The organism is Paraburkholderia tagetis (assembly GCF_022213065.1).
GTDB classification, from domain to species: domain Bacteria; phylum Pseudomonadota; class Gammaproteobacteria; order Burkholderiales; family Burkholderiaceae; genus Paraburkholderia; species Paraburkholderia tagetis.
Genome location: NZ_JAKLJA010000012.1, coordinates 61,657 through 85,808 on the forward strand (window position 1 = coordinate 61,657; position 24,152 = coordinate 85,808).

Genomic DNA, 24,152 nt, shown 5'->3' on the forward strand with positions numbered 1-24,152 from the left:
GGGGCGAACGGAGGCGTTTTATTCGCCTTGCCCGGCTTGCTCGCTCGCATATTCGCTGACGGGCACGCACGAGCAGAACAGGTTGCGGTCGCCATAGACGTTGTCGGCGCGACCGACCGGCGGCCAGTACTTCTGCGCGACGAGCGATGCCACCGGATACGCCGCCTGCTCGCGCGAGTAGGCGTGTTGCCAGTCGTTGGCGACCACGACCGCCGCCGTATGCGGCGCATGACGCAGCGGATTGTCTTCCTTGTCGGCGCGGCCCTCTTCCACGGCACGAATTTCTTCGCGGATCGCAACCATGGCGTCGATGAAGCGGTCGAGCTCCTGCTTCGACTCCGATTCGGTCGGCTCGACCATCAGCGTGCCCGGCACCGGGAAGCTCATGGTGGGCGCGTGGAAGCCGTAGTCCATCAGGCGCTTGGCGACGTCGTCGACCGTGATGCCGCTCGCGTCCTTGATGGGGCGCAGGTCGAGAATGCACTCGTGCGCAACGAGCCCGCCCGGGCCGCTATAGAGCACCGGGAAGTGCGGCGCGAGCTTCTTCGCGACGTAGTTCGCGTTGAGGATCGCGGCTTCCGTTGCGGCGGCGAGGTTGGCCGCGCCCATCATCGCGATGTACATCCACGAGATCGGCAGGATCGAGGCCGAGCCGTAGGGCGCCGAGCTCACCGCGCCGATGCCATTGCCCTGGTCGGTCGAGCGCTTGTAGCCCGACGAAAGCTGGTTCGGCAGGAATTGCGCGAGGTGTGCGCCCACCGCCACCGGGCCGACGCCCGGGCCGCCGCCGCCGTGCGGAATGCAGAAGGTCTTGTGCAGGTTCAGGTGCGAGACGTCGCCGCCGAACTGGCCGGGAGCGGCGAGACCCACCATTGCGTTCATGTTCGCGCCGTCCACGTAGACCTGGCCGCCGTGCGCGTGCACGATCTCGCAGACTTCGCGCACGTTGCCTTCGAACACGCCATGCGTCGAGGGGTAGGTGATCATGATCGCCGCGAGCCTGGCCGAGTGCTGCTCGGCCTTGGCCTTGAGGTCGGCGAGATCGATATTGCCCTGCGCGTCGCATGCGACCACCACGACCTGCATGCCGGCCATCTGCGCCGAAGCCGGGTTGGTGCCGTGCGCCGAAGCGGGAATCAGGCAGACGTTGCGGTGGCCTTCGCCGCGCGACTCATGGTACGCGTGGATGACGAGCAGACCCGCATATTCGCCTTGCGAGCCCGCGTTCGGTTGCAGCGAGACGGCGGCGTAGCCCGTTGCGGCCACCAGCATCTGCTCGAGCTGATCAACCATCTCGCGATAGCCGACGGTTTGCTCGGCGGGCGCGAACGGGTGGATGCGGCCGAACTCGGGCCACGTGACCGGCAGCATTTCCGACGTGGCGTTGAGCTTCATCGTGCACGAGCCGAGCGGGATCATCGAGCGGTCGAGCGCGAGGTCCTTGTCGGCCAGGCTGCGCAGGTAGCGCAGCATTTCCGTTTCCGAATGATGGCGGTTGAAGATCGGATGCGTGAGGTACGCGCTTTCGCGCACGAGCGCGGCCGGGAACGTCACCGTCTCTTGCGCGGGCTGTGAAGCGAGCGCGGCGTCGAGCGCGTCGACCGAAGGCGCATCGCTCGCGAACGCGGCTTGCGCGAACACGGCGAGCAGGTCGGCCAGATCGGCGCGCGTGGTGGTTTCGTCGACGGACACACCCACGCGCGTTTCGCTCACGCGGCGCAGGTTCATGCCGCGCGCGAGCGCCGCGTCGTGCAGCGCCTGGGTGCGCGCGCCGGCTTCGACCGTGAGCGTGTCGAAGAACGACTCGTTCACGAGCGTGTAGCCGAGTTGCCTGGCGCCCGCCGCGACGATCGCCGCCACGCGGTTCACGCGTTGCGCGATGCGCTTGAGGCCCTGCGGGCCGTGATAGACCGCGTACATGCTCGCCATGATCGCGAGCAGCGCCTGCGCCGTGCAGACGTTCGAGGTGGCCTTTTCGCGGCGGATGTGCTGTTCGCGCGTTTGCAGCGCGAGGCGCAGCGCCGGGTTGCCTTGAGCGTCGACGGTCACGCCAACGAGACGGCCCGGCATCTGGCGCTTGAATTCGTCCTTCACCGCGAGATACGCGGCGTGCGGGCCGCCGAAGCCCATCGGCACGCCGAAGCGCTGCGAGTTGCCCACGGCAACATCGGCGCCCCATTCGCCCGGCGGCGCGAGCATCGTGAGCGAGAGCAGGTCGGCGGCGGCGATCACCGAGCCACCGGCCGCGTGGACGGCGGCCGCCAGTTCGCGGTAGTCGCGCACGTCGCCGTTCACGCCCGGGTATTGCAGCAGCACGCCGAAGGCCTGAGCGCTGGCGGCTTCAGCGGCGGGACCGACCTTCACCTCGATGCCGATCGGCTTCGCGCGCGTCTTCACCACTTCGATGGTTTGCGGCAGCACGTCGTCGGCGACGAAGAACACGTTCGACTTCGACTTGCCCACGCGCTGCACGAGCGTCATGGCTTCGGCGGCGGCGGTGGCTTCGTCGAGCAGCGACGCGTTCGAGATCGCGAGGCCCGTCAGGTCGACGATCATCTGCTGGAAGTTCAGCAGGGCTTCGAGGCGGCCCTGCGAGATTTCCGGCTGGTACGGCGTGTAGGCCGTGTACCAGGCCGGGTTTTCGAGCACGTTGCGCAGGATCACGGCCGGCGTGTGCGTGTCGTAGTAGCCCTGCCCGATATAGGAGCGGAACACCTGGTTCTTGTCTGCGAGCGCGCGCAGTGCGGCGAGCGCCTCGGCTTCCGAGCGCGGCTCGCCGAAGGGGCCAAGCGGCAGCTTGTCCTTGCGGCGGATCGCGGCCGGGATGACCGCGTCGATCAGCGCGGCGCGCGAGGCGAAGCCGAGCGTGTCGAGCATCGCTTGCTGGTCGGCCTGGTCGGGCCCGATGTGGCGGGCGGCGAAGGCGTCGTGCGCTTCAAGTACAGCGAGCGAAAGAGCCGAAAGCGGCGTGTTCATCAGACGATCCGGGTGTTCGAGCTTCATAGGATTTCCTGCGGGCGCGGGCGGCGTGGACTTTTCAGGCCACGCCCGCCGCCGCGCCTTTGCGGTTGAGACGGGGTGCCAGCGGGGTTTGCCCAATCAGGCGCCGATGGCCTTTTGGTAGGCGGTGGCGTCGATCAGCGCGTCGAGCTTGGCGTCGGCGGCCGGCTTGATCTTGAAGAGCCACGACTCGTACGGGGCGCCGTTCACCTGGTCGGGCGTGTCGACGAGCGCGCTGTTCGATTCGACGATCTCGCCCGAGACCGGCGCGTAGATGTCCGAGGCGGCCTTGACCGACTCGATCACGGCAACGGCGTCGCCGGCGGTGACGGCGCGGCCCGCATCAGGCAGTTCGAGGAAGACGATGTCGCCGAGCGCTTCTTGTGCGTGGTCGGTGATGCCGACGGTCAGCGTGCCGTCGGCTTCCGTGCGGATCCATTCGTGCGATTCGGTGTATTTCAGATCGGCCGGGATGCTCATAGGGGTTGCTCCAGTGCGTGGTTCGTTATGGCTTGAAAGAGGGGGGCGTGCGTGGCTCGAGTCTTCGCGGATCTTCGTGGATCAGGCGGCGAGCACCTTGCCGTTGCGCACGAAGGGCAGTTTTACCACGCTTGCAGGCAGGGCCTTGTCGCGGATCTGCACGTGCACGACGTCGCCCGGCTGCACGCCCTGGGGCACGCGCGCGAAGGCGATGGATTCCTGCATCGTCGGCGAGAACGTGCCGCTCGTGATTTCGCCTTCACCCTGCGACGTGAGCACCTTCTGGTGCGCGCGCAGCACGCCGCCCGCCTTGCCGTTTTCCTTTTGCAGGATCAGGCCGACGAAGGCCATGCGCGAGCCATTGGCTTCCAGCGCGGCACGGCCGACGAAGTCGCGCGGCTCTTTCATGTCGACGGTCCAGGCGAGGCCCGCGTCGAGCGGCGAGACGTGCTCGTCCATGTCCTGGCCGTAGAGGTTCATGCCTGCTTCGAGGCGCAGCGTGTCGCGCGCGCCGAGGCCGCAGGGCTTCACGCCCTGGCGCTGCAAGGCGTCCCAGAATTCGCACACTGCAACGGCGGGCAGCACGATTTCGAAGCCGTCTTCGCCGGTGTAGCCCGTGCGCGCGACCATCAGCTCGCCGAATGGCGTGGCTTCGATCTTCGCGGCGTTGAAGGGCTTGAGGATTTCGGTGGCGCTGCGCGAGGAGGGCGCGACTTGCCAGACCTTTTCGCGCGCATTCGGGCCTTGCACGGCGACGATCGCGAGATCGCGGCGCGGCGTGATGGTGAGGCCGAAGCCGCCTTCGGCGTTGAGCTTCTCGAACCAGGCAATGTCTTTCTCGGCCGTGCCCGCGTTGACCACGGTGCGAAATACGTCGTCGGCGAAGTAATAGACGATCAGGTCGTCGATCACGCCGCCTTCGGGGTTCAGCATGCACGAGTAGAGTGCGCGGCCCGCTGTTGTGAGCTTGGCGACGTTGTTGGCGAGCGCGCGGGCGAAGAATTCGCGCGCTTTCGCGCCCGAGAAGTCGACGACGCACATATGCGAGACGTCGAACATGCCGGCGTCGGTGCGCACGGCGCGATGCTCGTCGATCTGCGAGCCGTAGTTGACGGGCATGTCCCAGCCGCCGAAGTCGACCATGCGGGCATTGAGCGCGCGGTGCGAGTCGTTCAGCGGGGTGCGTTTGAGTTCGGTCATGGGGCCTCAGGCGGTCACGAAAAATCGCGCGAAAACGAAAAAGGCCATGCAGGAAACGCCACAGGCACTATGCCTGGGGTCGGTTCTTGCATGGCCCCTCTGTCCTCGATACCTGAGAGATTGCGCCGAGCATGCCGGCGCGCGCCCCTTCGGTGGGCAGCTTGAACGTCCGGAGTTACTTTTCCGCCGCCGTTCTACTGCCGCTCTCCAGAGTTGCGGACTTCATGCCGTTTCGAACGCTGCGCGCAAAGGCACGCAGCAGGGCGATTCAGCGGTCCGGCGCGCACGGTCCTTTTGCCTGAGAGTTTGTGGGTTGCCCCTTCGGCGGCGCCGCGCATTGCACTCGCTCAATGGCGGGGTGCGACAAACGGCGCGCTCTCCCGGCGCGCGCAGCGATTGTGCGCGACGCCTGTGGGTGTGTCAATGCGGAAAAAATCGGGGGCAGGTGCCGTGGCGGCTTATTCTCCGATCGCGCGCGCCGCTGTATCCAGTTCCTGGTTCAGCACGTGCTGTTCGTCGCCGGAGATGCCGCCGCCGTGCTGGCTCGCCATGTCGTGCGCTTCGCCGCGGATCGTGTCGAGGCGATGATGCAGCGCGGCGCCCTGGGGCGGCGGATAGTAGCCCTGATTCACGCGCAGATCGATGCGGCGGCCCAGGTTATCGATGCGTCCGTCGACCTGATGCAGACGGTCCACGGCCACTTCATGCGGATTCGGGCCGGGATTCACGACGACGGTGCGCGGGGGCGCGGGCTGGTTGACCACGCACGCGGCGAGTATCGAGACGAGCGCGCCAGCAGCGGCGTAGCGGATGGCACGGTTCAAACGGGTCATTGAGACTCTCCTTGTGGTCACGGCTTCGGGGCGTTGTTGCTGTATTTTTCACGTCGCTCGTCGGAAAACGTGTCGTGCGCACCGCCCGATGACCTGGGCGCGGTGCGCACTTGTAACCGTTTGTTCAGACCTTTCAGCCGCGTCGCGCAGACGCAAGATACAAGGGCGGACTGCGCTCGGGCATCGAGCGCAAGGCCCGCCACCCGGGGCCGGCAAAGTCGCGATGACTCGTGCCGCCGCCCGGGGCGGCTCGTCTTACTTGCTTACTTGATTAAGCCGCGCGTGTGAACGCAATCGTGCGGCCTTCGGCGGCGCTTTGCGTGGCGAGTTCGATGATGCTCATCACGTCGACGGCGTCCTGCGGGCTCACCGGGAACGGCTCGCCATCGCGGATCGCGGCGGCCAGCGCGCGATAGAGATCCGCGTAATTGCCGGCGGCGTTGGGCACTTCGGTTTCGGCTTCCGTGCCATCCGCAGCCAGTGCGTGCAGGCGGCCCGCATCATTGCCGTCGCCGAAGCCGGGCTGGCCCGGACGCAGCCCCGCCTTCAACTGATCCTCCTGCGTATCGAGCCCGTTCTTCAGGTAGCTGCCGCGCGTGCCGTGAATGACGAAGCGCGGCGCAAACGCGGCCAGCGCGCTCGCGTGCAGCACGGCGTCGTGGCCCGGATAGCGCAGCACGAGATGCGCGTAGTCGGGTGCGCTGGCGTTGTCGCGGCGCGTGTGGACGAACGCCGTGACCGCCTCGGGCGCGCCGAAAAGCGCGAGCGTCTGGTCGATCAGATGCGGCCCGAGATCGTAGAGCAGGCCGCCGCCGCGCGTCGCGTCCTCGCGCCAGCGCTGGCGAACCTGCGGGCGGAAGCGGTCGAAATGCGACTCGAAGTGCGTGACGCGCCCGAGCGTGTCGTTCGCGAGCAGCTCGCGCACGGTGAGGAAATCGCCGTCCCAGCGGCGGTTGTGGAACGGCGCGAACACGAGGCCGCGCTGCTTCGCGATCGCCGCGAGCGTGCGCGCTTCCTCGGCGCTGAGCGTGACCGGCTTGTCGACGAGCACATGCTTGCCGCGCTCCAGCGTGCGGCGTGCAAGCTCGTAGTGCGTGTCGTTGGGCGTGGCGATCACCACGCATTCGATGGCGTCGAGCGAGAGCAGGGCGTCGAGGTCGGGGACGATTGCGGCGTCCGGGTAGTCGGCCTGCGCGCGTTCGGCTTGGCTTGTCGCGATGGCGGCAAGCGTGGCGGCGCCGCTATGGGCGATCACGGGGGCGTGGAAGGTTTGGCCGGCGAAGCCGTAGCCCATCAGGCCGATTTGCAGCGGTGCAGTCATGAAGCGCGTCCTCTTTCCAGCAATGAAGCGGCACGGCACGGGCCGCTGCCGCGGGTGGCGGGGGCCCGTCACGGGGCCCGTCATTGTGGCACGCGTGGCAGGCGTGTTGCACGGCTGCTCGTGGCGACGGGCGGGGACAGATGCGGGCGCGCAGGCGTGCCGTGATGGCTCGGCACCGTTCACGGGGCGGGCGAGTGGATCGCGTCGGGGCCGCATCGGCGCGCAGCCGCCTCGTGTTAACATCGCACCTCTCGCGTGAGAGGCCGCTGCGAAGTTTCGCGCGCCTCGCGCCGTGCGGCTTGCCGTGCAACGCCCGCCTTGATCCGAAGCCGCGGCGTCACGAAAGCACGAAAGCCCGCACGCTTCCCAGCCGTACCACCCGTTTTTCCAATCCAGCAACGATGTCCGCAGGCCTGAATCCCGCTCAAAGCGAAGCGGTGCGCTATCTCGACGGTCCCTGTCTCGTGCTCGCCGGCGCGGGCAGCGGCAAGACGCGTGTGATCACGCAGAAGATCGCGCACCTGATCGAAGCGAAAGGCTTCGAGCCGCGCCATATCGCGGCCGTCACCTTCACCAACAAGGCCGCCGCCGAAATGCGCGAGCGCGTGGGCAAGCTGCTCGAAGGCAAGACGCTCACCACGCCCGGCAAGGAAGGCCGCAAGGTGCCGGTGAACCAGCTCACCGTCTGCACGTTCCACTCGCTCGGCGTGCAGATCCTGCGCCAGGAAGCCGAGCATCTGGGCTTGAAGCCCCAGTTCTCGATCATGGACGCCGACGACTGCTTCTCCATGATCCAGGAGCAGGTGGGCTCGACCGACAAGGGCTTTATCCGCAAGATCCAGTCGATCATCTCGCTCTGGAAGAACGGCCTCGTGATGCCCGAAGAGGCGCTCGCCACCGCATCGAACGAGGACGAGCACCAGGCTGCCATCGTCTACCGCAACTACGTGGCCACGCTGCACGCGTACCAGGCCGTCGACTTCGACGATCTGATCCGCCTGCCCGCCGAGCTCTTCGAGAAGAACGAGCAGGTGCGCGAGCGCTGGCAGAACAAGCTGCGCTATCTGCTGATCGACGAGTATCAGGACACCAACGCCTGCCAGTACACCTTGCTGAAACTGCTGGCGGGCCCGCGCGCGGCGTTTACGGCCGTGGGCGACGACGACCAGGCCATCTACGGCTGGCGCGGCGCCACGCTCGAAAACCTCGCGCAGCTCGGCAAGGACTTCCCGAAGCTGCATGTGATCAAGCTCGAGCAGAACTATCGCTCGACGGTGCGCATCCTCACGGCGGCGAACAACGTCATCGCCAACAACCCGAAGCTCTTCGAGAAGAAGCTGTGGTCCGAGCACGGTATGGGCGACACCATCTCCGTCACGCCCTGCAACGACGAGGAGCACGAGGCCGAGTCGGTGGTGTTCCGGCTTTCCGCGCACAAGTTCGAGCGCCGCGCGCAGTTCCGCGACTACGCAATTCTTTATCGCGGCAACTTCCAGGCGCGCATCTTCGAACAGGTGCTGCGCCGCGAGCGCATTCCCTACGTGCTCTCGGGCGGCCAGTCGTTCTTCGACAAAGCCGAGATCAAGGACCTCTGCGCGTACCTGCGCCTGATCGCCAACCACGACGACGACCCCGCATTCATCCGCGCGATCACCACGCCGCGCCGTGGCGTGGGCAACACCACGCTTGAAGCGCTCGGTTCGTTTGCGGGACAAGCGAAGGTGTCGCTGTTCGAGGCTGTGTATATGGGCGGCATCGAGGCGCGGCTATCGGCGCGCCAGGTCGAGCCGATGCGCGTGTTCTGCGACTTCATGCAGCGCCTCGCCGAGCGCGCGCACAAGGATCCGGCGACAGTCGTGCTCGACGACCTCATGGAAGCGATCCACTACGAGGCGTATCTCTACGATGCGTTCGACGAGCGCCAGGCGCAGTCGAAGTGGCAGAACGTGCTGGAGTTCCTGGAGTGGCTCAAGCGCAAGGGCACGAAGCCTGAACAAGAAATCGGCGAGGACAGCGAAGCCACGGGTTATGACAACGCCGACGGTCTCGCCGACACCGGCAAAAACCTGATGGGCCTGATCCAGACCGTGGCGCTGATGTCGATGCTCGAAGGCAAGGAAGAGGACCCGGACGCGGTGCGCCTCTCGACCGTGCACGCATCGAAAGGGCTGGAGTATCCACACGTGTTCCTGGTGGGCGTGGAAGAGGGAATCATGCCGCACCGGGGTGGTTCCGAGGACGACGTGATCGACGACGCGCGCATCGAGGAAGAGCGCCGCCTCATGTACGTGGCGATCACGCGCGCGCAGCGCAGCCTGCATCTGAACTGGTGCAAGAAGCGCAAGCGGGCGCGCGAAACCGTGGTGTGCGAGGCGTCGCGCTTTATCCCCGAGATGGGGCTGGACGATGCGCCGCCGCCCACGCCCGAAGAAGCGCCGATGTCGCCGAAGGATCGGCTCGCGAGCCTGAAGGCGTTGCTGCAAAAGGGCTGAGCGCGGGCGGGCTCTCTGCTGCTATGGCTTGGGGAACAAAAAGGGCTGCATCGCGAGATGCAGCCCTTTGTCTTGTGCGTCCGGTGCCTGTGCTTTATGCCTTATGCCGCCGGTGCACTGGCGGCACATTGACGACACATCGGCGGCACATCGGCGCACATGAGCGAGCACCTACTTTGCCGCGTTCACCATGTAGTCGACGGCGGCCTTCACCTGGTCGTCGGTGGCGCTCGAACCACCCTTGGGCGGCATCTGGCCCTTGCCGTGCAGCGCGTAGTTGTAGACCTTGTCCATCGGATCTTTCAGGCGCGGCGCCCAGTCGTCCTTGTTGCCGAACTTCGGCGCGCCGAGCACGCCGGCAGCGTGGCACGCCTGGCAGACCTGCTGATAGAGCGCCTTGCCCGCCTGCGAGGCGTCGGCGCTCTGGCCCGCACCGCCTGCGGCCGGCGCGGAGGATTCTTTTGGAATCGCGGCGATGGCCGCTGCGGCGGCGGCAGCTTGCGCGCTGGCGGTTGCATCGGCGCCCGAAGCCGGCGCAGCGCTCGCGGCCGCCGATGCACCTTGAGCGGCACCCGGCGCGGGCTGGGGCGGATCCTGGAAGTTTGCACCGCCGTGGTTCGCCATGTAGACGATCGCCCGGCTGATTTCGTAGTCGCTGTAGTCGTCGGGGCTCGTGCCGCCGCGCGGCGGCATGGCGCCTTTACCCGAGAGCGCCGTTTTCAGGAGCGTGTCGAAGCCTTGGGAGATGCGCGGCGCCCAGTCGCCCGAATTGCCGAACTTGGGCGCGCCCGCAGCGCCGCTCGCGTGACACGCCGCGCAGACGGCCTGATAGACCTGCTCGCCCGTCTTGTAGACGCGCGGCGCGTTGGCGTCGTGCACCGATACTTGGGCGATCGGCGCGATGCGCGCGGCGACCTGCTGCGTGGAGAGCTCATCGGTGCCCGCGCCAGTGCGCGTCGTGTTGTCGACGTAATAAGCGAGCAGAATGATGATGACGATGGGGACAGCAAACCCGGCAATGACAGCGGCGATCAACTGGCCGGGCGTTTTGATCGGGGCTCCGTGGGGTGCTTCGCTCATGCTTGTCTCGTCTCCCGTTGGTATTGTGGTGAGCGGTACAGCAGGACGGCAACAGCCTTGTGATGGATCAAACACGGAAGATTATAAACACAAGGTTTGGCGGCCGGTTGCCACGGGCGAGGGCTCTTCAGCGGGCGTTTACCCGAGGTGGTGCAGCGCAGCGGCGGACATTGGGATCGCATTCTGGTAAATGGTGACGGATCTTGGGGCGGGCTCGGTCGATCGGCGGCTAGCGGCGTTGGGCGTCGGGCGCGTCCGTCAAGGGCGCGCGGTGGACGTCGTCATCGAAACCGGGTATTCTCTCGGACTCTACAGCGCTGCTATCGCCGTGTTCTGCGGTCTGGCTGGCGGCGCTTTCGCTTAACAAGCGATGCATATGCGCCCGTAGCTCAATGGATAGAGTACTGCCCTCCGAAGGCAGGGGTTGCTGGTTCGATCCCAGCCGGGCGCGCCACCGACAAGATTCGCGTAGATCCCCGTAAAACAAAACAAGTCCCTTCGGCAGATTCGACGCGGGATTCGGGGCGCGGGACTCCTTTCAGAGCGTCCCCCTCAACACCCCACCGACGCCTCAAGCACTCCCATCACCCGTCCCAGCCCCTCTCCCTGCGGCACGAGGCAAGCCAGAAACGCGTCAATCGCCGGACTTTGCCGGCGAGCCTTCAGGTAATAAACGTATTCGTCGATCGTCGTATCGACGTCGCGCAGCGCGATCACGCGCATATCTGGATGCCGCTCCGCCTCGCCGCGCGGAAAAATGCTTCCGCCCACGCCGTGCAGGATCGCTTCGCGAATGGCCTCGCGGCTGCCGATCTCCGCGACCGAAGCCGGTGTGACACCCGCCTTCGCAAGAATCTCCTCGGTGCAACGGCGCGTGACCGATCCCGCTTCGCGAATCAAAAGACGCACGTCGGCAAGCCGTTCGGCGTCGATCGCTTCATGGCGCGCAAGCGGATGGCTGTGATGCACGACGAGCACGAGTGGATCGCTCGAGATCACGCGCCGCTCGAACCCATCCGCATCGTTACGCTGCGACGACACCGCGAGGTCGATGTGGAACTCGTGCAGCGCATTGAGGATGTCTTCCGAATTGCCGATCCGGCAGGTGAGCGCGATCGCTGGGTGCGCCTTCGAGAAGCGGCCGATCGCGTCCATGATGTAGTAAGGTCCCGTCGCGCCGATCCGCAATTGACCTTCGAACAGGCCGCCGACGTTGCGCAGCATGATGTCGGCCTGCGCCTCGAATTCGATCATCTTCTCGACGACCGGCAAGAGCGCGACGCCGGTTTCGGTGACCGCGAGGCGGCGTCCGCTGCGGTAGAACAGTTCGACGCCGTATAGCTGCTCGATCTGCCGGATCTGCGCGGCGATGGTCGGCTGACTCACGCCGAGGTGCCGCGCCGCACGCGTGATGCTGCCCTGCCGGACCGTCGCGTGGAACGCCTTTAGCTGATCGAACAAAGTCCTGCCTCTTTTCCTGCACACCCGCGCGTCAGCGTAATGGGCCGATGTGTCCGCCGCATGACGCGCGCGCCCGTCGAGCAGGCAAAACGTCCAGCAAAGCTTCAAACAAAAAAGCTGAGGTACACCGAAAGAAACCTGATGGAACCGGTCACTGCCAGGACATTCGCCAATGCGTTAATGGCTGCATTCGTTATCCACGGACCGATCCTCATGCGTCGAATCGATTCGCGCGCCGTCTGGGCTGCGCTTCTCCTTTCCCTCGCGCTTGCCGCGTGCGGCGGCAACGATAGCGACGGCTCGGCGGCTTCGCCAGGCACACGCAGTCAGCAAAACAGCCAGCAAGCCGGCGAGATGAGCGGCCAGCAGAGCAGCCAACTAAGCAACCAGATGAGCAATCAACTGAGCAGCCAGCAGATGGCGGGCGCCAGCGCGAATGCGAGCGCCGAAGACAACCCGCCGGGCGCGCCCGACATGCACTGGGCGCCCGGCTCCGGCGCGAGCGGCGCGCACTGATTCGCAGAGCGCATTCTCCGTTTCCTTTCCTTCCGATTCCTCCCCATAACAACAGGATTTCCCATGTCGTCGAAAAACAGACGCGACTTCCTGCGCCTTGCTGCCCACTCGGCCGGCGCGATGGCTGCCTATGCGGGCTTTCCGCCCGCGATCCGCAAGGCGCTCGCGATGCCCGCCGCGACGCGCACCGGCACGATTCAGGACGTCGAGCACGTCGTGATCTTCATGCAGGAGAACCGCTCGTTCGACCATTACTTCGGCGGCTTGCGCGGCGTGCGCGGTTTTAACGATCCGCGCCCGCATCTGCTCCCGAGCGGCGCGCCGGTCTGGCAGCAGCCGCCCGCGTCCGTGCAGACGTCGCATTACCACGCGCGCGGTCTGAGCCCGTCGGCGCCCTATGTGCTGCCGTTCTATCTCGATCCGAAGCAGACGACCGAATTCCAGCCGGGCACGAACCACGGCTGGAGCAGCGGCCACCTTGCGTGGAACAACGGCCAGTGGGACCAGTGGGTGAACCAGAAGCAGGACGTGCTGACGATGGGCTATCTGAAGCGCGAGGACGTGATGTATCACTACGCGCTCGCCGATGCGTTCACGATCTGCGACGCGTACCACTGCTCCGCGCACGCCGATACCGCACCGAACCGCATCTACCTGTGGACCGGCACGATCGACCCGCGCAACGTCTACGGCAATCCGCCGAACGGCCCCGGCATCGGCGAGCGCGACGACGTGAACGGCTACACGTGGACGACGTATGCCGAGCGTCTCGAGAACGCGAACGTCAGCTGGAAGGTGTACCAGGGCGGCACCGGCATTCCGGGCGACCCGACCGACAACTACACCGACAACTCGCTGATGTTCTTCAAGAAGTTCCAGGTGAAGGAAGGCGCGAGCGGCCCGCTCGTCGACAAGGGCGCGTCGGACCGCACGCTTGCCGGCTTCAAGGCGGACGTGCAGGCGAACCAGTTGCCGCAGGTGTCGTGGATCGTCGCGCCGTACAAGTACAGCGAGCATCCGTCCGCGTCGCCCACCGACGGCGCGTTCTACATCAACATGGTTCTCGAGGCGCTGACGTCGAACCCGGACGTGTGGGCGAAGACCGTGTTCATCCTCAACTATGACGAGAACGACGGCCTGTTCGACCACGTCGTGCCGCCGGTGCCGCCGCTCATGAGCGGGCCGAACGGCCAGGGGATGATGTCGTCGAGCCTGCTCTCGAATATCGGCGACGAATTCCTCGACCTCGGCCGGTATCCGCAGGAGATGGGGCCGCTGATCCCGGGCGCCGATCCTGGCGGCGTCCAGCCAATCGGCCTCGGCCCGCGCGTGCCGCTGATCGCGATCTCGCCGTGGTCGAAGGGCGGCTGGGTATGCTCGGAGACGTTCGATCACACGTCGGTGCTGCGTTTTCTGGAGGCGCGCTTCGGCGTGCAGGAGCCCAATATCAGCGCGTGGCGCCGTTCGGTTTGCGGCGACCTCACGTCCGCGTTCGACTTCTCCGGCAAGCCGGACACGTCGACGGTGAGCTTCGCGGTGCCTAAGCACATTCAGACGGCCGGCCAGGCGTATCAGGTGCCCGCGCAGCAGAGCATGCCGGCGCAGGAGCCCGGCGCGCGCCCGGCGCGGGCGCTGCCCTACGAAGTGTTCGTTCACAGCCGGGTGAGCGGCCATGACGGCAATCTGTGGCTCGATTTCGCGAACAGCGGTGCGGCAGGCGCGGCGTTCTACGTCTACGACCGCCTGAACGCAGCTAATCCGCCGCGCCGCTACACGGTCGCGGCGCGCGATCAACTCTCCGATTACTGGAGCACGACGGCTGCGCAGGGTGCGTACCATCTCGCGGTCTACGGCCCGAACGGATACCTGTGCGAATTCCAGGGCAACGTGCAAATCGCGACCGATGGCCACCACGCGAGCCCGGAGGCGCGCATCGGCTATGACGTGCGCAATCGCCACGTGTATCTCGAACTGCGCAACACGGGCGCCGCTGCGTGCAGCGTGAGCGTCGACAACGCGTACAGCAACGCCAACTCACGCCAGTACACGGTGCAAGCCGGCCAGACGATGCAGGACCACTGGGAGCTCAGCTCGAGCCATGGTTGGTACGACCTGAATATCTCGGCGACGACGGTAGGCGGCGCGTCAGACAAAGTCGTGCGCCGCTTTGCGGGCCATCTCGAGACGGGCCGGCCGAGCCAGAGCGACCCGGGGCCGGTGAAGGGCTGATTGAACTGATTGGCTGATTGGCTGATTGGCGCGTGGCGCCAGCAATGCCGCGTGACCGGTGCGATCCCGGCCACGCGGTTTTTCTATTTGCGGCAGCAATTTTGCGCGAGTGCCGGAGCGGGCACTCGCTATGCGGCAGGGCGCATGTCCGTAACGGCGCGACGCGCTGCGGCATCGCGCGAGCGGGCGTATGCTCAACCCTTTGCGCTTTCGCACCCGCTCTGGCCGACAGCTCTGCATGGGACCCGAGTAAGTGCTGAAGCACTAACTCTGGCCGACATAGGAGCAATCATGGAACTACGCAGGATCGGCACTTCGGCCTTGCAGGTCGCACCACTCATGTTCGGCGGCAACGTGTTCGGCTGGACCGCCGACGAGGTCACCTCGTTCTCGATTCTCGATGCGTTCACCGACGCCGGCCTGAATTTCATCGATACCGCGGACGTCTACTCGGCCTGGGCGCCCGGCAACCAGGGCGGCGAGTCGGAGACCGTCATCGGCAAATGGCTCGCCAAAAGCGGCAAGCGCGAAAAGGTGGTGATCGCAACGAAGGTGGCGAAGGACCCGCGCCGCCCCGGCCTCTCGGCCGCGAATATTCAGGCGGCCGTGGAAGACTCGCTGCGCCGCCTGCAAACCGACTACATCGACGTCTATTTCTCGCACGAGGACGACCAGAAGGTGCCGTTCGAGGAGACACTCGGCACGTACCAGCGTCTTATTGAAGCGGGCAAGGTGCGTGTGGTGGGCGCGTCGAACTATACGGGCGCGCGCATCGAGGAAGCGCTCGCGCTTGCGCGCAAGACCGGACTGCCCGCGTATCAGATCGTCCAGCCCGAATACAACCTGTACGACCGCGCGGCCTACGAGGCCGATATCGAGCCGGTGGCACTCGCGCAGAAGCTCGCGGTCGTGCCCTATTACAGCCTCGCAAGCGGCTTTCTGTCGGGCAAGTATCGTTCGCGCGAAGATCTCGCGAAGAGCACGCGCGGCTCGCGCGTCGAGCGCTATCTCGACCATCGTGGGGTGCGCATTCTCGCGGCGCTCGATTTCGTGGCCGGACGCCATGGCAGCTCGCTGGCGGCCGTGGCGCTCGCGTGGCTGATCGCGCGGCCGAGCATCACAGCGCCGATCGCGAGTGCGACGTCGCTCGAGCAACTCGATAGTCTCGTGGCGGCAGTGCGCCTGAAGCTCGACCCGGCGGACATCCAGGCGCTCAACGACGCCAGCGCTTAAAATCCTCGATCTCGCCTCGGACTGGTGCGAAAAGCGCTCATCCAGGACTCCTGAAGGTATGTGACGGTCCCGTTGGGCGGGGCCGTCACGCAAGTGTCTGAGTAGAATCAAGAAAGCCTGGCTGGTGAGATCTTTTCCTGATATCATTGAGAGTGAATTGAGATCTTTGCCTGTTTTGTTGCCGTGTTCGTTACTGTTGGCGGCCGCAAACCGGCGGTCAGGTGTGTTGCAGCAAGGTCGACCTGATCGCGTTCCGCTGTGAACCCCCTACTTCTCTTTTCCGGCCTCCGTGGCCGCCTTGCCTCTCGTTACGCCCCATCGTGGCGAACGACCGGAGGGCCGGTGCGTGAACGGGTTTTGCCGTTTGCGCCTTTGAACCGTATCAAGCGATTGAGTTAGGAAATACATGACGACGATTCTTCTGAAGGAAAACGAGCCGTTCGAAGTGGCCATTCGCCGCTTCCGCCGTGCAATCGAAAAGAATGGCCTGATCGCCGAGCTGCGTGAGCGTCAGTCTTACGAAAAGCCGACGGCCGTGCGCAAGCGCAAGAAGGCAGCTGCTGTGAAGCGCCTGCACAAGCGTCTGCGTAGCCAGATGCTGCCGAAGAAGCTCCACTAAGAGCCCGCTTCAGCTTCCGCCAGACGGCGGCGCATGCTTCGAAAGAAGCTGCGCCGCCGTTTGCGTTTCTGGTGCCGGTTTCTGGCGCCGGTTTGGGTTCGATCGTGTGAGTGCAGGCGCGGCGCGTGGGTCGCGCTGCGTTATGCCGCCCCGGCACAGGCGGCGTCCCGGAGCCGCTGCGGCGAAAGCCCGAACTGCGTGGCGATCGAAAATAGCCGGTCGTCCCATTCCCAGACGCCGAATACGTCGTGGACGTTTTGCAGGCAGCTCAGAAGAGCAATGGTGTTGGGATCGTATATGTTGATGTGGGCGCGCAGGAGTGCCTTTTTCAGGGCGGCGAGGCCCACGTCCATCCAGGCCGGTACCTCGTTTGCCTCGCGAGCGAGATAGCGCACAGGGATGCCTTCCATCGCGCTCATGTAGTCGCGCACGCGGATAAAGCTGCCGACCGGGCAGCCGCCGTAGTTGCGCGAGCCGCCGCTGTAGCCACCCCGGTAGGCCCCGCCGCCGCAAGGCAGGAGCGCGGTGCGCCCTTGCCCATGAAGATGCGCCACGGCGCGGTCGAAAATTTCCTGATGAGTCAGGAAGTGCACGTTTTTCATTTCAGCCCCCTGCGCGACGCACAGCGGTAAGGTCCTGCAGATACGCCGCCGCGTGCCTCGCGGCGGGCGCTCCCCGCGTTGCGCCTTCTGTCGACGCAACAACGGCAGACGTATCCGTTGTCAGTTATAACGGCGCACCGGAAGAAAACCGTTAGGCCGCACACCAAGGCGGGAGGAACTCGCGCCGATCGCAGCTCGTGCAACTTCGGATCGGGGCCGGTCGCGCCGGCTCGGGTGGGGGCTCGGTGAGGGCGCAGTTGGCTGCTCAGTTGGCGGCTCGAGCGGTGACTCAGGCACCGGCTGCGGTGCGCGCCTTCGTGGCTGCGGTCTTGCCTTTCGCCCGCGATGTAACGCCGCCGAGCGCAGCACAGGTTTTGCGGCAGATGCAGTCGCGCTCGTGGTCGTTGACCATGCCGACGGCCTGCATGAATGCATAGCAGATGGTGGTGCCGACGAACTTGCAGCCGTACTTCTTGAGCGCCTTGCTGAGCGCGTCGGAGATTTCGGTGGATGCAGGCGCGTCGCGATACGAGGCGAGATCGTTCTGGATGGGGTTGTTGTCGACGAACGACCAGACGAATGCCGCAAGCGAGCCATGCTCCGCCTGGATTTGCTGCACGGCGCGCGCGTTCAGAATGGCGGCCTCGATCTTGGCGCGGTTGCGTACGATCGAGGCGTCCTGCAGAAGTGCCTCCACGTGCTTGGGCGTGAAGCGCGCGACCTTTTCGATGTCGAAGTTGGCGAATGCGCGGCGATAGCCCTCGCGCTTGTTGAGAATCGTCGACCACGACAGCCCCGCCTGCGCGCCTTCGAGCACGAGCATTTCATAGAGGTGCTGGTCGTCGCGCGAGGGCACGCCCCACTCCTCGTCGTGGTATTGCACATACTGCGGCGACGCGCCGGCCGTTACCCAGTTGCAGCGGTGTGTCACGGTGAGTTCTCCTTGCGAGTAGCCCAGCAAGGATAGCGGATTGACCATGCGCCGCCACCTGGCCGTCCGGCCAATTGTGCGAAAGGCGCCGAGCCGTTAGTCTCTGCGGCACGGCACATCGCTCGATGCCCCTCAACTCACTGGCTCGCGCACGGCGCGGCAAACATCATGCAGAAATATTCCTGGTTGATCGGCGTGGATGGCGGCGGCACCGGCACGCGCGTCGCGCTGGGCGACCTCAATGGCACGGAACTCGCACGCGCGTCCGCGGGCCCTTCGGGGCTTGGGCTCGGCATCGCACGCGCCTGGCAGTCGATCGAAGCAGGCGCGCGCGACGCCTTTGCGCAAGCCGGGCTGGCGTTCGACTGGTCGCGCTGCGTGCTCGGCTGCGGTCTCGCCGGCGTGAACAATCCCGACTGGCTTGCCGCATTTCGCGCGGCGGCCCCACCCGTCGCGGGCCTCGCCGTCGAGAGCGACGCCTACACGACGCTGCTCGGCGCGCACGGCGGCGAGCCGGGCGTGGTCGTCGCGCTCGGCACGGGCAGCATCGCCGCCGCGCTCGATGCGCATGGCGCGTGTCGCATCGCGGGCGGCTTCGGCTTTCCATCGGGCGACGAGGCGAGCGGCGCATGGTTCGGCTTGCGCGCGATCGTGTGGGCTCAGCAGTCGCTCGATGGCCGCGTCGAGCCCGATGCGCTTTCGCGAGCGCTGCTCGCCCAGGTCGGCGCGGCCGACCGCGAGAGCCTGATCGTCTGGCAATGCGCGGCCAATCAGACTGCGTATGCGAGCCTCGCGCCCGTGGTGCTCGCGCACTGCGACCACCCGTTCGTGGCGAAGCTGCTGGCCGAGGCCGGCGAGGCCGTGGCGCGCCTCATCGTGGCGCTCGATCCCGAAGCCGCGTTGCCCGCGGCGCTGGCCGGCGGGCTTGGCGCGCCGCTGCGCGAATGGGTGCCGCAAGCCGTGCGCGAGCGGCTGCGCGAACCCCTCGCCGATTCCGCCTGCGGGGCCTTGTGGCTCGCACAGCATGAGGCCGAACGACTCGCGGGCGCTTAGAGGTGGAGCTTGATCGCAGCACTTAACCGTAGACCTTAAGCGCTGCCCTCAAGCGCAGCTCTTAACCGCAGACCTTAACCGCAGCGCGGGCGACGGGCGGCCAACGTCGTCACTTTGCGCTCGGGTTGCGATGCTCGGGTGGCAAGGCCAAAAATGCAGCCGCCATCGGCAATGCGACCGGGAGCAATCGCAAAAATGGCCTCTGGGGCGGTGCCCGCCGTCAGGTGCTAGCATTACGGGTTTCCCCCGCCCCCCGAATCGCCATGTACAAGGTCATCGCAACCGATCTCGACGGAACGCTGCTCAATGCCGACCATCAACTGGATCCGTTCACGGTTGCCACGTTCAACAAGCTCGACGCACAAGGGTTGCAGTTCATCATCGCGACCGGCCGTCACTACTGCGACGTGGCGAGCATCCGCGGCTTGCTCGGCGTTTCCGCGTATCTGATTACCTCGAACGGCGCGCGCGTGCACGGTCCGGACGACGCGCTCATCCACACGCGCGACCTGCCCGATCCGGTGGTGCGCCGCCTCGTCGCGCCGGACACCGTGGGCGCGCATGGCCGCGTGATCGTGAGCCTCTTTACCGACAAGGAGTGGTTCATCAACCGCGATGCGCCCGAACTGCTCGCCTACCACCAGGATTCGGGCTTCACGTATCGCGTGACGGAGGATCTCGGCGCGCTCGGCGGCGCGGGCGTTGCCAAGACGCTCTATATTGGCGACCCGGCCGACCTCGCGCCCATTCAGCGCCGTCTCGAGCGCGAGTTTGGCGACGCGCTCTATATCACCTACTCCCTGCCCGATTGCCTGGAGGTGATGGTCGCCGGCGTTTCGAAGGGGCGCGCGTTGCGCGTCGTGCTCGACCGCCTGAATCTGGATGCCGCGCGTTGCGTGGCGTTCGGCGACAACATGAACGACATCGATCTGCTCGAAACGGCGGGCCATCCGTTCATGATGAACAACGCCAATCCGGATTTGATCGCGCGCCTGCCTCAGGTGCCGCGCATCGGCAATAACTTCGAGGCGGGTGTCGCCCATCATCTGCGTAAGCTCTTCGCGCTGGACGACGAACTGGCGCGCTAATCCACGCTCGCCGTGCTAATCCCCGCTACCCCACGCTAACCGTCGCGCGTCGCGACTCCGCGATGCGCGGGCGCGGAGCCGGCGTGCGTGTTTCCCACCTCGCTTATTGCGCCATGGGAAGCGCCGCGCACGGGCAATCGTCCGAGCGGCCGTCGAGGCCCTCGCGGTCGTGGCTGAAGCGCACGCGCGGTGTGGCGCTGCTCCAGTCGATGCGCACCACGTAGATGCTGTCGAAGTCAGCGCTCTTCCATTTGGGCACGTCGGACGCCTGCCCGCCATGCTCGGCCACGATCTTGCGCACCAGCGTCTCGATTTCGCGATGCTCCCATCCGATCAGCACCGTGCGGTTGCGCCACGCCGGATCGAGCAGCGCTTTTTCGAGCGCGTCGGTCTGGGCATAGCCCCAGGGCGTCTGAATCGGCAGGCCGAACTGGATGGCCGCGGGCTCGACGGTCGCCAGCGGGCGCACATAGTAATAAGCATGCCCGCGGTCGTCTTTCAGCTCGCTTGGGTCCGGCGCGTAGATCGCGTCGGGCTTGCCGTACTTCGCCGCAATCACCGCGGGCAGCGCGAGTGCCCGGTTCAATCCCTTGCAGTTGAGCTGGCCGAGCCCTTCGGCGGGCTTTTCGCCATGACGCACGAAAACAAGTGTTTCGATGTCCTGTGTGCTTTCGGCGAACGCTGCGCTCGCACTCGCGAGTACGCCGCCGCTGGCTATCGCGAACGTCGTCGCCAGAATCGCCGCTTTGCGCCAGACCGATCGAGGCGCCAAAGCGGCACGTCCCGTCGATATGGCGAAGCGGCCCGGCGAATGTCGTGAACGCTTCATGCGGTGCGCCTTGAATTCGGGATAAGAGATCGCCCGATTCTAGCAGCGCCGTCTCAACTGCTTCGCCTGGCCTCGCATCTCGCCGGGAGCGAGAAGAAACGCGAAAGCAAAAAAACGGGCACCGAAGTGCCCGTGAAGTGCTCGTGAAGCGCCCGTGTACCGAACCACGCCTGTGCCGGCTATGCCTGCACGCGCGCCGGCAGTTCCGCCACGGCTTCGCGGAGGCCCGCGATCATCGGATAGACCACGCCGGCGATCGCTGCGCCGATGATCGGTGCGACCCAGAACAGCCACAGCTGCGAGATTGCCTCGCCGCCCACGAACAGCGCCGGACCGGTCGAGCGCGCCGGGTTCACGGACGTGTTGGTGACCGGAATCGAGATCAAGTGGATGAGCGTGAGGCACAGGCCGATGGCGATCGGCGCGAAGCCTGCGGGCGCACGCTTGTCGGTCGCGCCGAGGATCACAAAGAGGAAGAACGCCGTCATCACGACTTCGCAGACGAATGCCGCGACCATCGTGTAGTGGCCCGGCGAGCGCAGGTCGTAGCCGTTGGTGGCGAAGCCGCTCGCGACGAGGTCGAAGCCCGGCTTGCCGCTGGCGATGCACGCGAGCGCGGCCGCGCCGAGCGTGGCGCCGATCAGCTGCGCCACGATGTAAGGCACGAGGTCGCGTGCCGGGAAGCGGCCGGCGACCATGAGGCCGACGCTCACTGCGGGATTCAGATGGCAGCCCGAAATATGGCCGATGGCGAATGCCATGGTGAGCACCGTCAGGCCGAACGCGAGTGCGACGCCCACGAAGCCGATGCCGAGCCCTTGCACCGGGCCGTCGAAATGAGCAGCGAGCACGGCGCTGCCGCAGCCGCCGAGCACGAGCCAGAAGGTGCCGAATAGTTCGGCGAGAAGTCGTTTGGATAAGTGCATTTCGTGATGCCTCGAAAAGATATTTGACGGAAGCCAGTAAAAAATGCCGGCGCCAGCAGAGGCCAGATTCTAGGGAATCACGAAAAGTGGGGGTGTCAAGGATTGTCAATTCTGCCGTAATTGCTCTTATTATTGCGGCAGGTGCACATCGAATGCCGCTTCCAGAGCGCAATTGTTAAAGCGTCCTGATAAAACAGTATTAGTCTCAATTGCTAATTCTCTTATTTACGTCTAATCTCGGATCGACTCACTTAAGTCGACAATGAAGGGGAGGGGGGATGTCGCAATATTCAGAACTCAAAGCCCAGATCGCCAAACTTCAGACGCAGGCCGAAGAAGCGCGGCGCACCGAAATCGCCGATGTCATCACGATGATCCGCGAGAAGATCGTCGAGTACGGGCTGTCTGCCCAGGACCTTGGCTTTGCGGCAGCCGCAAAGCGCGGACGCCCGCCCAAGAAGGCTCCGCTGCCTCCGCGCTATCAGGATCCGAAGACGGGCTCGACCTGGAGCGGGCGCGGAAAGCCGCCCAAATGGATCGCGGGAAAGAATCGCGAGCGTTATTTGATCGCGTGATTGCCGTTATGTAATTGTCAGGTCGCGCGATGCCGGGCGGGTCGCGCGAGACAACCCTGGCGCGTTCACTTATCCAAATAAAAAGAGCCGCATGTAACATGCGGCTCTTTTTTGCGTGCGGACAATCGTGCTATTGCACTGTGCGCAAACGATTCATGCGGCTTTTTTTTGCCTTTTTATCTCAAAGTGAGGCATTGCGCGCATTCAGCCCGCGGCTGCGACACGGCGAAGCACAGGACGACGGGTGGCTTCGATCAGGGCCGAATAGCTTTCAACATAATTGCTGGCCATGATGTGCGACGTGAAGCGCTGCTCGAACTGCGCGCGAATGGCTTCGCGTGAAAGAGAATCAATGTTCTGCAGCGCCGCCACGGCGCCCTGCACGTCTTCGCAGATATAGCCGGTCAGGCCCGGATCGATCACTTCGGGCACCGAGCCGCGGTTGAAGGCGACCACGGGCGTACCGCACGCCATCGCCTCGATCATGACGAGGCCGAACGGCTCGGACCAGTCGATCGGGAACAGCAGCGCCTTGGCGCCCGAGAGGAACTCGGGTTTCTGCGCTTCGTTGATTTCGCCGACGAATTCCACGTGCGCCTGCGAAAGCAGCGGCTCGATCTCGGTCTTGAAGTAGTCCTGGTCGACTTTGTCCACCTTCGCCGCGATCTTCAGCGGCAGGCCCGAGAGCGCCGCGATCTTGATGGCGGTGTCCACGCGCTTTTCGGGGCAGATGCGACCGAGGAACGCGAGGTACTCGGGCTTGCGGCTGGTTTGCGGCGTGAGCAGGTTCTTCGGCAGGCCGTGATAGATCGTGTTCAGCCAGTTGGCTTGGCCAAGCGGCTGGCGCTGCGAATCCGAAATCGAAATCACGGGCGCCTCGGAGAACGAGTCGAACACCGGCTGCAGCTCGGGCAGGTCGAGACGGCCGTGCAGCGTCGTCACGAACGGCGTGTCGAGCGTCGAGAACAGCGGGAACGGCAGATAGTCGAGGTGAAAGTGCAGCACGTCGAACTCGTGCGCCATGCGGCGCACGCGCTCGAGCAGGACGATGTGCGGGGCCAGCGCGTCGCGGATCGTCGGATCCAGGCGCAGCGCGCGCGGCCAGGCGGCGTCGAGCTTTGCCTTGGTGACCGAATCGCCGCTGGCGAACAGCGTCACGTCATGGCCGAGGTCGACGAGCGCTTCGGTCAGATAGGACACGACGCGTTCGGTGCCGCCATAGAGCTTCGGCGGAACGGCTTCGTAAAGTGGCGCAATTTGTGCGATTCGCATTGGCTGGCTCTCCTTGGCAAATGCCGCTTGGTGTGCGACTGACATTGCAATGTGACCGGTCAGACGCACTCGGCTGATGCGGGCACTGTTGTGTCGGGTAATCCCTGAGCTCGATTATGAACATCCGCATGTGCAATACGAGCGGTTTTGCAATCACTTAATGTTGTTACAGGGGGAAACACCGCCTGTAAGCAGCCATTGCAAAGCGTGACGCACAGAAGCGCGGCTGAGCGCAATTTGCGTGCCTATACGCTAAATACGGTCCGACCCTGAGCACATATTTGTTACGCATCAATGAAAAGGCTTTTATAATCGCTGGACTGTCTAGCGAAAATATGTCTGAAGCATCCTTCGCGCAGCCTCCCATCTCGATCCCCGTTGTTTGTCAGAAAAATTCCTACATAAAAAGGAA

General features: G+C 65.1%; 20 protein-coding genes, 1 tRNA gene and 2 riboswitches. Of the genes, 9 read left to right on the forward strand and 12 right to left on the reverse strand.

From position 1 onward, the window contains the following. Window positions 1-18: 18 nt before the first annotated feature. The 5 genes from gcvP to L5014_RS16485 form a co-directional block, all read right to left on the reverse strand. A complete protein-coding gene (gene gcvP / locus L5014_RS16465) occupies window positions 19-3,003 on the reverse strand; it encodes an aminomethyl-transferring glycine dehydrogenase (RefSeq protein ID WP_238464798.1) in 2,985 nt (994 codons plus the stop codon). A gap of 96 nt (window positions 3,004-3,099) precedes the next feature. Further along, window positions 3,100-3,480, reverse strand: a complete 381-nt coding sequence (gcvH, locus tag L5014_RS16470) for a glycine cleavage system protein GcvH (RefSeq protein WP_238464799.1) — start codon at window positions 3,478-3,480, stop codon at window positions 3,100-3,102. Window positions 3,481-3,561: 81 nt separating this feature from the next. Further along, window positions 3,562-4,680: a glycine cleavage system aminomethyltransferase GcvT gene (gcvT, locus tag L5014_RS16475; protein ID WP_238464800.1), complete on the reverse strand. Its 1,119-nt coding sequence runs from the start codon at window positions 4,678-4,680 to the stop codon at window positions 3,562-3,564. 89 nt (window positions 4,681-4,769) lie between these two features. Continuing rightward, a riboswitch (glycine riboswitch) is annotated at window positions 4,770-4,901 on the reverse strand. A gap of 56 nt (window positions 4,902-4,957) precedes the next feature. After that, window positions 4,958-5,073, reverse strand: a riboswitch (glycine riboswitch). A 65-nt stretch (window positions 5,074-5,138) separates the two neighbouring features. After that, window positions 5,139-5,504 (reverse strand): hypothetical protein, encoded by a 366-nt coding sequence (locus tag L5014_RS16480; RefSeq protein ID WP_238464894.1) that lies wholly within the window; start codon window positions 5,502-5,504, stop codon window positions 5,139-5,141. A 280-nt stretch (window positions 5,505-5,784) separates the two neighbouring features. After that, a complete protein-coding gene (locus L5014_RS16485) occupies window positions 5,785-6,834 on the reverse strand; it encodes an oxidoreductase (protein ID WP_238464801.1) in 1,050 nt (349 codons plus the stop codon). Between the two features lie 401 nt (window positions 6,835-7,235). Here L5014_RS16485 and L5014_RS16490 point away from each other — a divergent pair, with 401 nt between their 5' ends. After that, window positions 7,236-9,326: a UvrD-helicase domain-containing protein gene (locus tag L5014_RS16490; protein WP_238464802.1), complete on the forward strand. Its 2,091-nt coding sequence runs from the start codon at window positions 7,236-7,238 to the stop codon at window positions 9,324-9,326. Window positions 9,327-9,497: 171 nt separating this feature from the next. Here L5014_RS16490 and L5014_RS16495 read toward each other — a convergent pair whose 3' ends face one another. Beyond that, window positions 9,498-10,406 (reverse strand): c-type cytochrome, encoded by a 909-nt coding sequence (locus L5014_RS16495; protein ID WP_238464803.1) that lies wholly within the window; start codon window positions 10,404-10,406, stop codon window positions 9,498-9,500. A gap of 378 nt (window positions 10,407-10,784) precedes the next feature. Between L5014_RS16495 and L5014_RS16500 the strand changes: the two genes are divergently transcribed. Then, a tRNA-Arg gene (locus tag L5014_RS16500) sits at window positions 10,785-10,860 on the forward strand. A 98-nt stretch (window positions 10,861-10,958) separates the two neighbouring features. Here the strand turns inward: L5014_RS16500 and L5014_RS16505 are convergent. Further along, a complete protein-coding gene (locus L5014_RS16505; RefSeq protein ID WP_238464804.1) occupies window positions 10,959-11,867 on the reverse strand; it encodes a LysR family transcriptional regulator in 909 nt (302 codons plus the stop codon). A gap of 60 nt (window positions 11,868-11,927) precedes the next feature. Between L5014_RS16505 and L5014_RS16510 the strand changes: the two genes are divergently transcribed. The 4 genes from L5014_RS16510 to rpsU all read left to right on the forward strand — a co-directional run bounded on the left by L5014_RS16510 (window position 11,928) and on the right by rpsU (window position 16,464). Further along, window positions 11,928-12,383: a hypothetical protein gene (locus L5014_RS16510; RefSeq protein WP_238464805.1), complete on the forward strand. Its 456-nt coding sequence runs from the start codon at window positions 11,928-11,930 to the stop codon at window positions 12,381-12,383. A 63-nt stretch (window positions 12,384-12,446) separates the two neighbouring features. Next, window positions 12,447-14,612: a phosphocholine-specific phospholipase C gene (locus L5014_RS16515; protein WP_238464806.1), complete on the forward strand. Its 2,166-nt coding sequence runs from the start codon at window positions 12,447-12,449 to the stop codon at window positions 14,610-14,612. Between the two features lie 291 nt (window positions 14,613-14,903). Next, entirely contained in the window at window positions 14,904-15,845 is a 942-nt protein-coding gene (locus L5014_RS16520) for an aldo/keto reductase (RefSeq protein ID WP_238464807.1), read from the forward strand. 406 nt (window positions 15,846-16,251) lie between these two features. Next, window positions 16,252-16,464 carry a 30S ribosomal protein S21 gene (rpsU, locus tag L5014_RS16525; protein WP_006401410.1) on the forward strand — a complete coding sequence of 71 codons (213 nt, stop codon included), beginning with the start codon at window positions 16,252-16,254 and terminating at the stop codon, window positions 16,462-16,464. Between the two features lie 140 nt (window positions 16,465-16,604). Here rpsU and L5014_RS16530 read toward each other — a convergent pair whose 3' ends face one another. Then, window positions 16,605-17,066 (reverse strand): hypothetical protein, encoded by a 462-nt coding sequence (locus L5014_RS16530; RefSeq protein WP_238464808.1) that lies wholly within the window; start codon window positions 17,064-17,066, stop codon window positions 16,605-16,607. Between the two features lie 289 nt (window positions 17,067-17,355). Beyond that, a complete protein-coding gene (locus L5014_RS16535; RefSeq protein WP_274389392.1) occupies window positions 17,356-18,045 on the reverse strand; it encodes a DNA-3-methyladenine glycosylase I in 690 nt (229 codons plus the stop codon). A 120-nt stretch (window positions 18,046-18,165) separates the two neighbouring features. On the opposite strand from L5014_RS16535, the gene L5014_RS16540 reads away from it, so the two are divergent. Both L5014_RS16540 and L5014_RS16545 read left to right on the forward strand, forming a co-directional pair. After that, a complete protein-coding gene (locus L5014_RS16540; protein ID WP_238464809.1) occupies window positions 18,166-19,050 on the forward strand; it encodes a glucosamine kinase nucleotide-binding domain-containing protein in 885 nt (294 codons plus the stop codon). Between the two features lie 263 nt (window positions 19,051-19,313). Beyond that, a complete protein-coding gene (locus L5014_RS16545) occupies window positions 19,314-20,138 on the forward strand; it encodes a Cof-type HAD-IIB family hydrolase (RefSeq protein ID WP_238464810.1) in 825 nt (274 codons plus the stop codon). Between the two features lie 103 nt (window positions 20,139-20,241). Here L5014_RS16545 and L5014_RS16550 read toward each other — a convergent pair whose 3' ends face one another. Both L5014_RS16550 and aqpZ read right to left on the reverse strand, forming a co-directional pair. Further along, on the reverse strand, window positions 20,242-20,967 hold the full coding sequence (locus L5014_RS16550; protein ID WP_238464811.1) for a histidine phosphatase family protein: 726 nt from the start codon (window positions 20,965-20,967) through the stop codon (window positions 20,242-20,244). A gap of 179 nt (window positions 20,968-21,146) precedes the next feature. After that, complete coding sequence (gene aqpZ, locus L5014_RS16555) at window positions 21,147-21,893, reverse strand: aquaporin Z (RefSeq protein WP_238464812.1); 747 nt, start codon at window positions 21,891-21,893, stop codon at window positions 21,147-21,149. Between the two features lie 278 nt (window positions 21,894-22,171). On the opposite strand from aqpZ, the gene L5014_RS16560 reads away from it, so the two are divergent. Then, window positions 22,172-22,468, forward strand: coding sequence for an H-NS histone family protein (locus L5014_RS16560; protein WP_238464813.1), 297 nt, complete (start codon window positions 22,172-22,174; stop codon window positions 22,466-22,468). 204 nt (window positions 22,469-22,672) lie between these two features. Here L5014_RS16560 and L5014_RS16565 read toward each other — a convergent pair whose 3' ends face one another. Further along, the gene (locus L5014_RS16565) at window positions 22,673-23,740 is read right to left on the reverse strand and encodes a glycosyltransferase family 4 protein (RefSeq protein WP_238464814.1); all 1,068 of its coding nucleotides are present in this window, start codon (window positions 23,738-23,740) and stop codon (window positions 22,673-22,675) included. Between the last annotated feature and the right edge of the window lie 412 nt (window positions 23,741-24,152).

What these genes read in the sequence shown, in the direction of transcription:
- gcvP (WP_238464798.1), bottom strand. Translation starts at nt 3,003, where the DNA reads ATGAAGCTCGAACACCCGGATCGTCTGATGAACACGCCGCTTTCGGCT.
- gcvH (WP_238464799.1), bottom strand. Translation starts at nt 3,480, where the DNA reads ATGAGCATCCCGGCCGATCTGAAATACACCGAATCGCACGAATGGATC.
- gcvT (WP_238464800.1), bottom strand. Translation starts at nt 4,680, where the DNA reads ATGACCGAACTCAAACGCACCCCGCTGAACGACTCGCACCGCGCGCTC.
- L5014_RS16485 (WP_238464801.1), bottom strand. Translation starts at nt 6,834, where the DNA reads ATGACTGCACCGCTGCAAATCGGCCTGATGGGCTACGGCTTCGCCGGC.
- L5014_RS16490 (WP_238464802.1), top strand. Translation starts at nt 7,236, where the DNA reads ATGTCCGCAGGCCTGAATCCCGCTCAAAGCGAAGCGGTGCGCTATCTC.
- L5014_RS16495 (WP_238464803.1), bottom strand. Translation starts at nt 10,406, where the DNA reads ATGAGCGAAGCACCCCACGGAGCCCCGATCAAAACGCCCGGCCAGTTG.
- L5014_RS16510 (WP_238464805.1), top strand. Translation starts at nt 11,928, where the DNA reads ATGACGCGCGCGCCCGTCGAGCAGGCAAAACGTCCAGCAAAGCTTCAA.
- L5014_RS16515 (WP_238464806.1), top strand. Translation starts at nt 12,447, where the DNA reads ATGTCGTCGAAAAACAGACGCGACTTCCTGCGCCTTGCTGCCCACTCG.
- L5014_RS16520 (WP_238464807.1), top strand. Translation starts at nt 14,904, where the DNA reads ATGGAACTACGCAGGATCGGCACTTCGGCCTTGCAGGTCGCACCACTC.
- rpsU (WP_006401410.1), top strand. Translation starts at nt 16,252, where the DNA reads ATGACGACGATTCTTCTGAAGGAAAACGAGCCGTTCGAAGTGGCCATT.
- L5014_RS16530 (WP_238464808.1), bottom strand. Translation starts at nt 17,066, where the DNA reads ATGAAAAACGTGCACTTCCTGACTCATCAGGAAATTTTCGACCGCGCC.
- L5014_RS16535 (WP_274389392.1), bottom strand. Translation starts at nt 18,045, where the DNA reads ATGGTCAATCCGCTATCCTTGCTGGGCTACTCGCAAGGAGAACTCACC.
- L5014_RS16540 (WP_238464809.1), top strand. Translation starts at nt 18,166, where the DNA reads ATGCAGAAATATTCCTGGTTGATCGGCGTGGATGGCGGCGGCACCGGC.
- L5014_RS16545 (WP_238464810.1), top strand. Translation starts at nt 19,314, where the DNA reads ATGTACAAGGTCATCGCAACCGATCTCGACGGAACGCTGCTCAATGCC.
- L5014_RS16550 (WP_238464811.1), bottom strand. Translation starts at nt 20,967, where the DNA reads ATGAAGCGTTCACGACATTCGCCGGGCCGCTTCGCCATATCGACGGGA.
- aqpZ (WP_238464812.1), bottom strand. Translation starts at nt 21,893, where the DNA reads ATGCACTTATCCAAACGACTTCTCGCCGAACTATTCGGCACCTTCTGG.
- L5014_RS16560 (WP_238464813.1), top strand. Translation starts at nt 22,172, where the DNA reads ATGTCGCAATATTCAGAACTCAAAGCCCAGATCGCCAAACTTCAGACG.
- L5014_RS16565 (WP_238464814.1), bottom strand. Translation starts at nt 23,740, where the DNA reads ATGCGAATCGCACAAATTGCGCCACTTTACGAAGCCGTTCCGCCGAAG.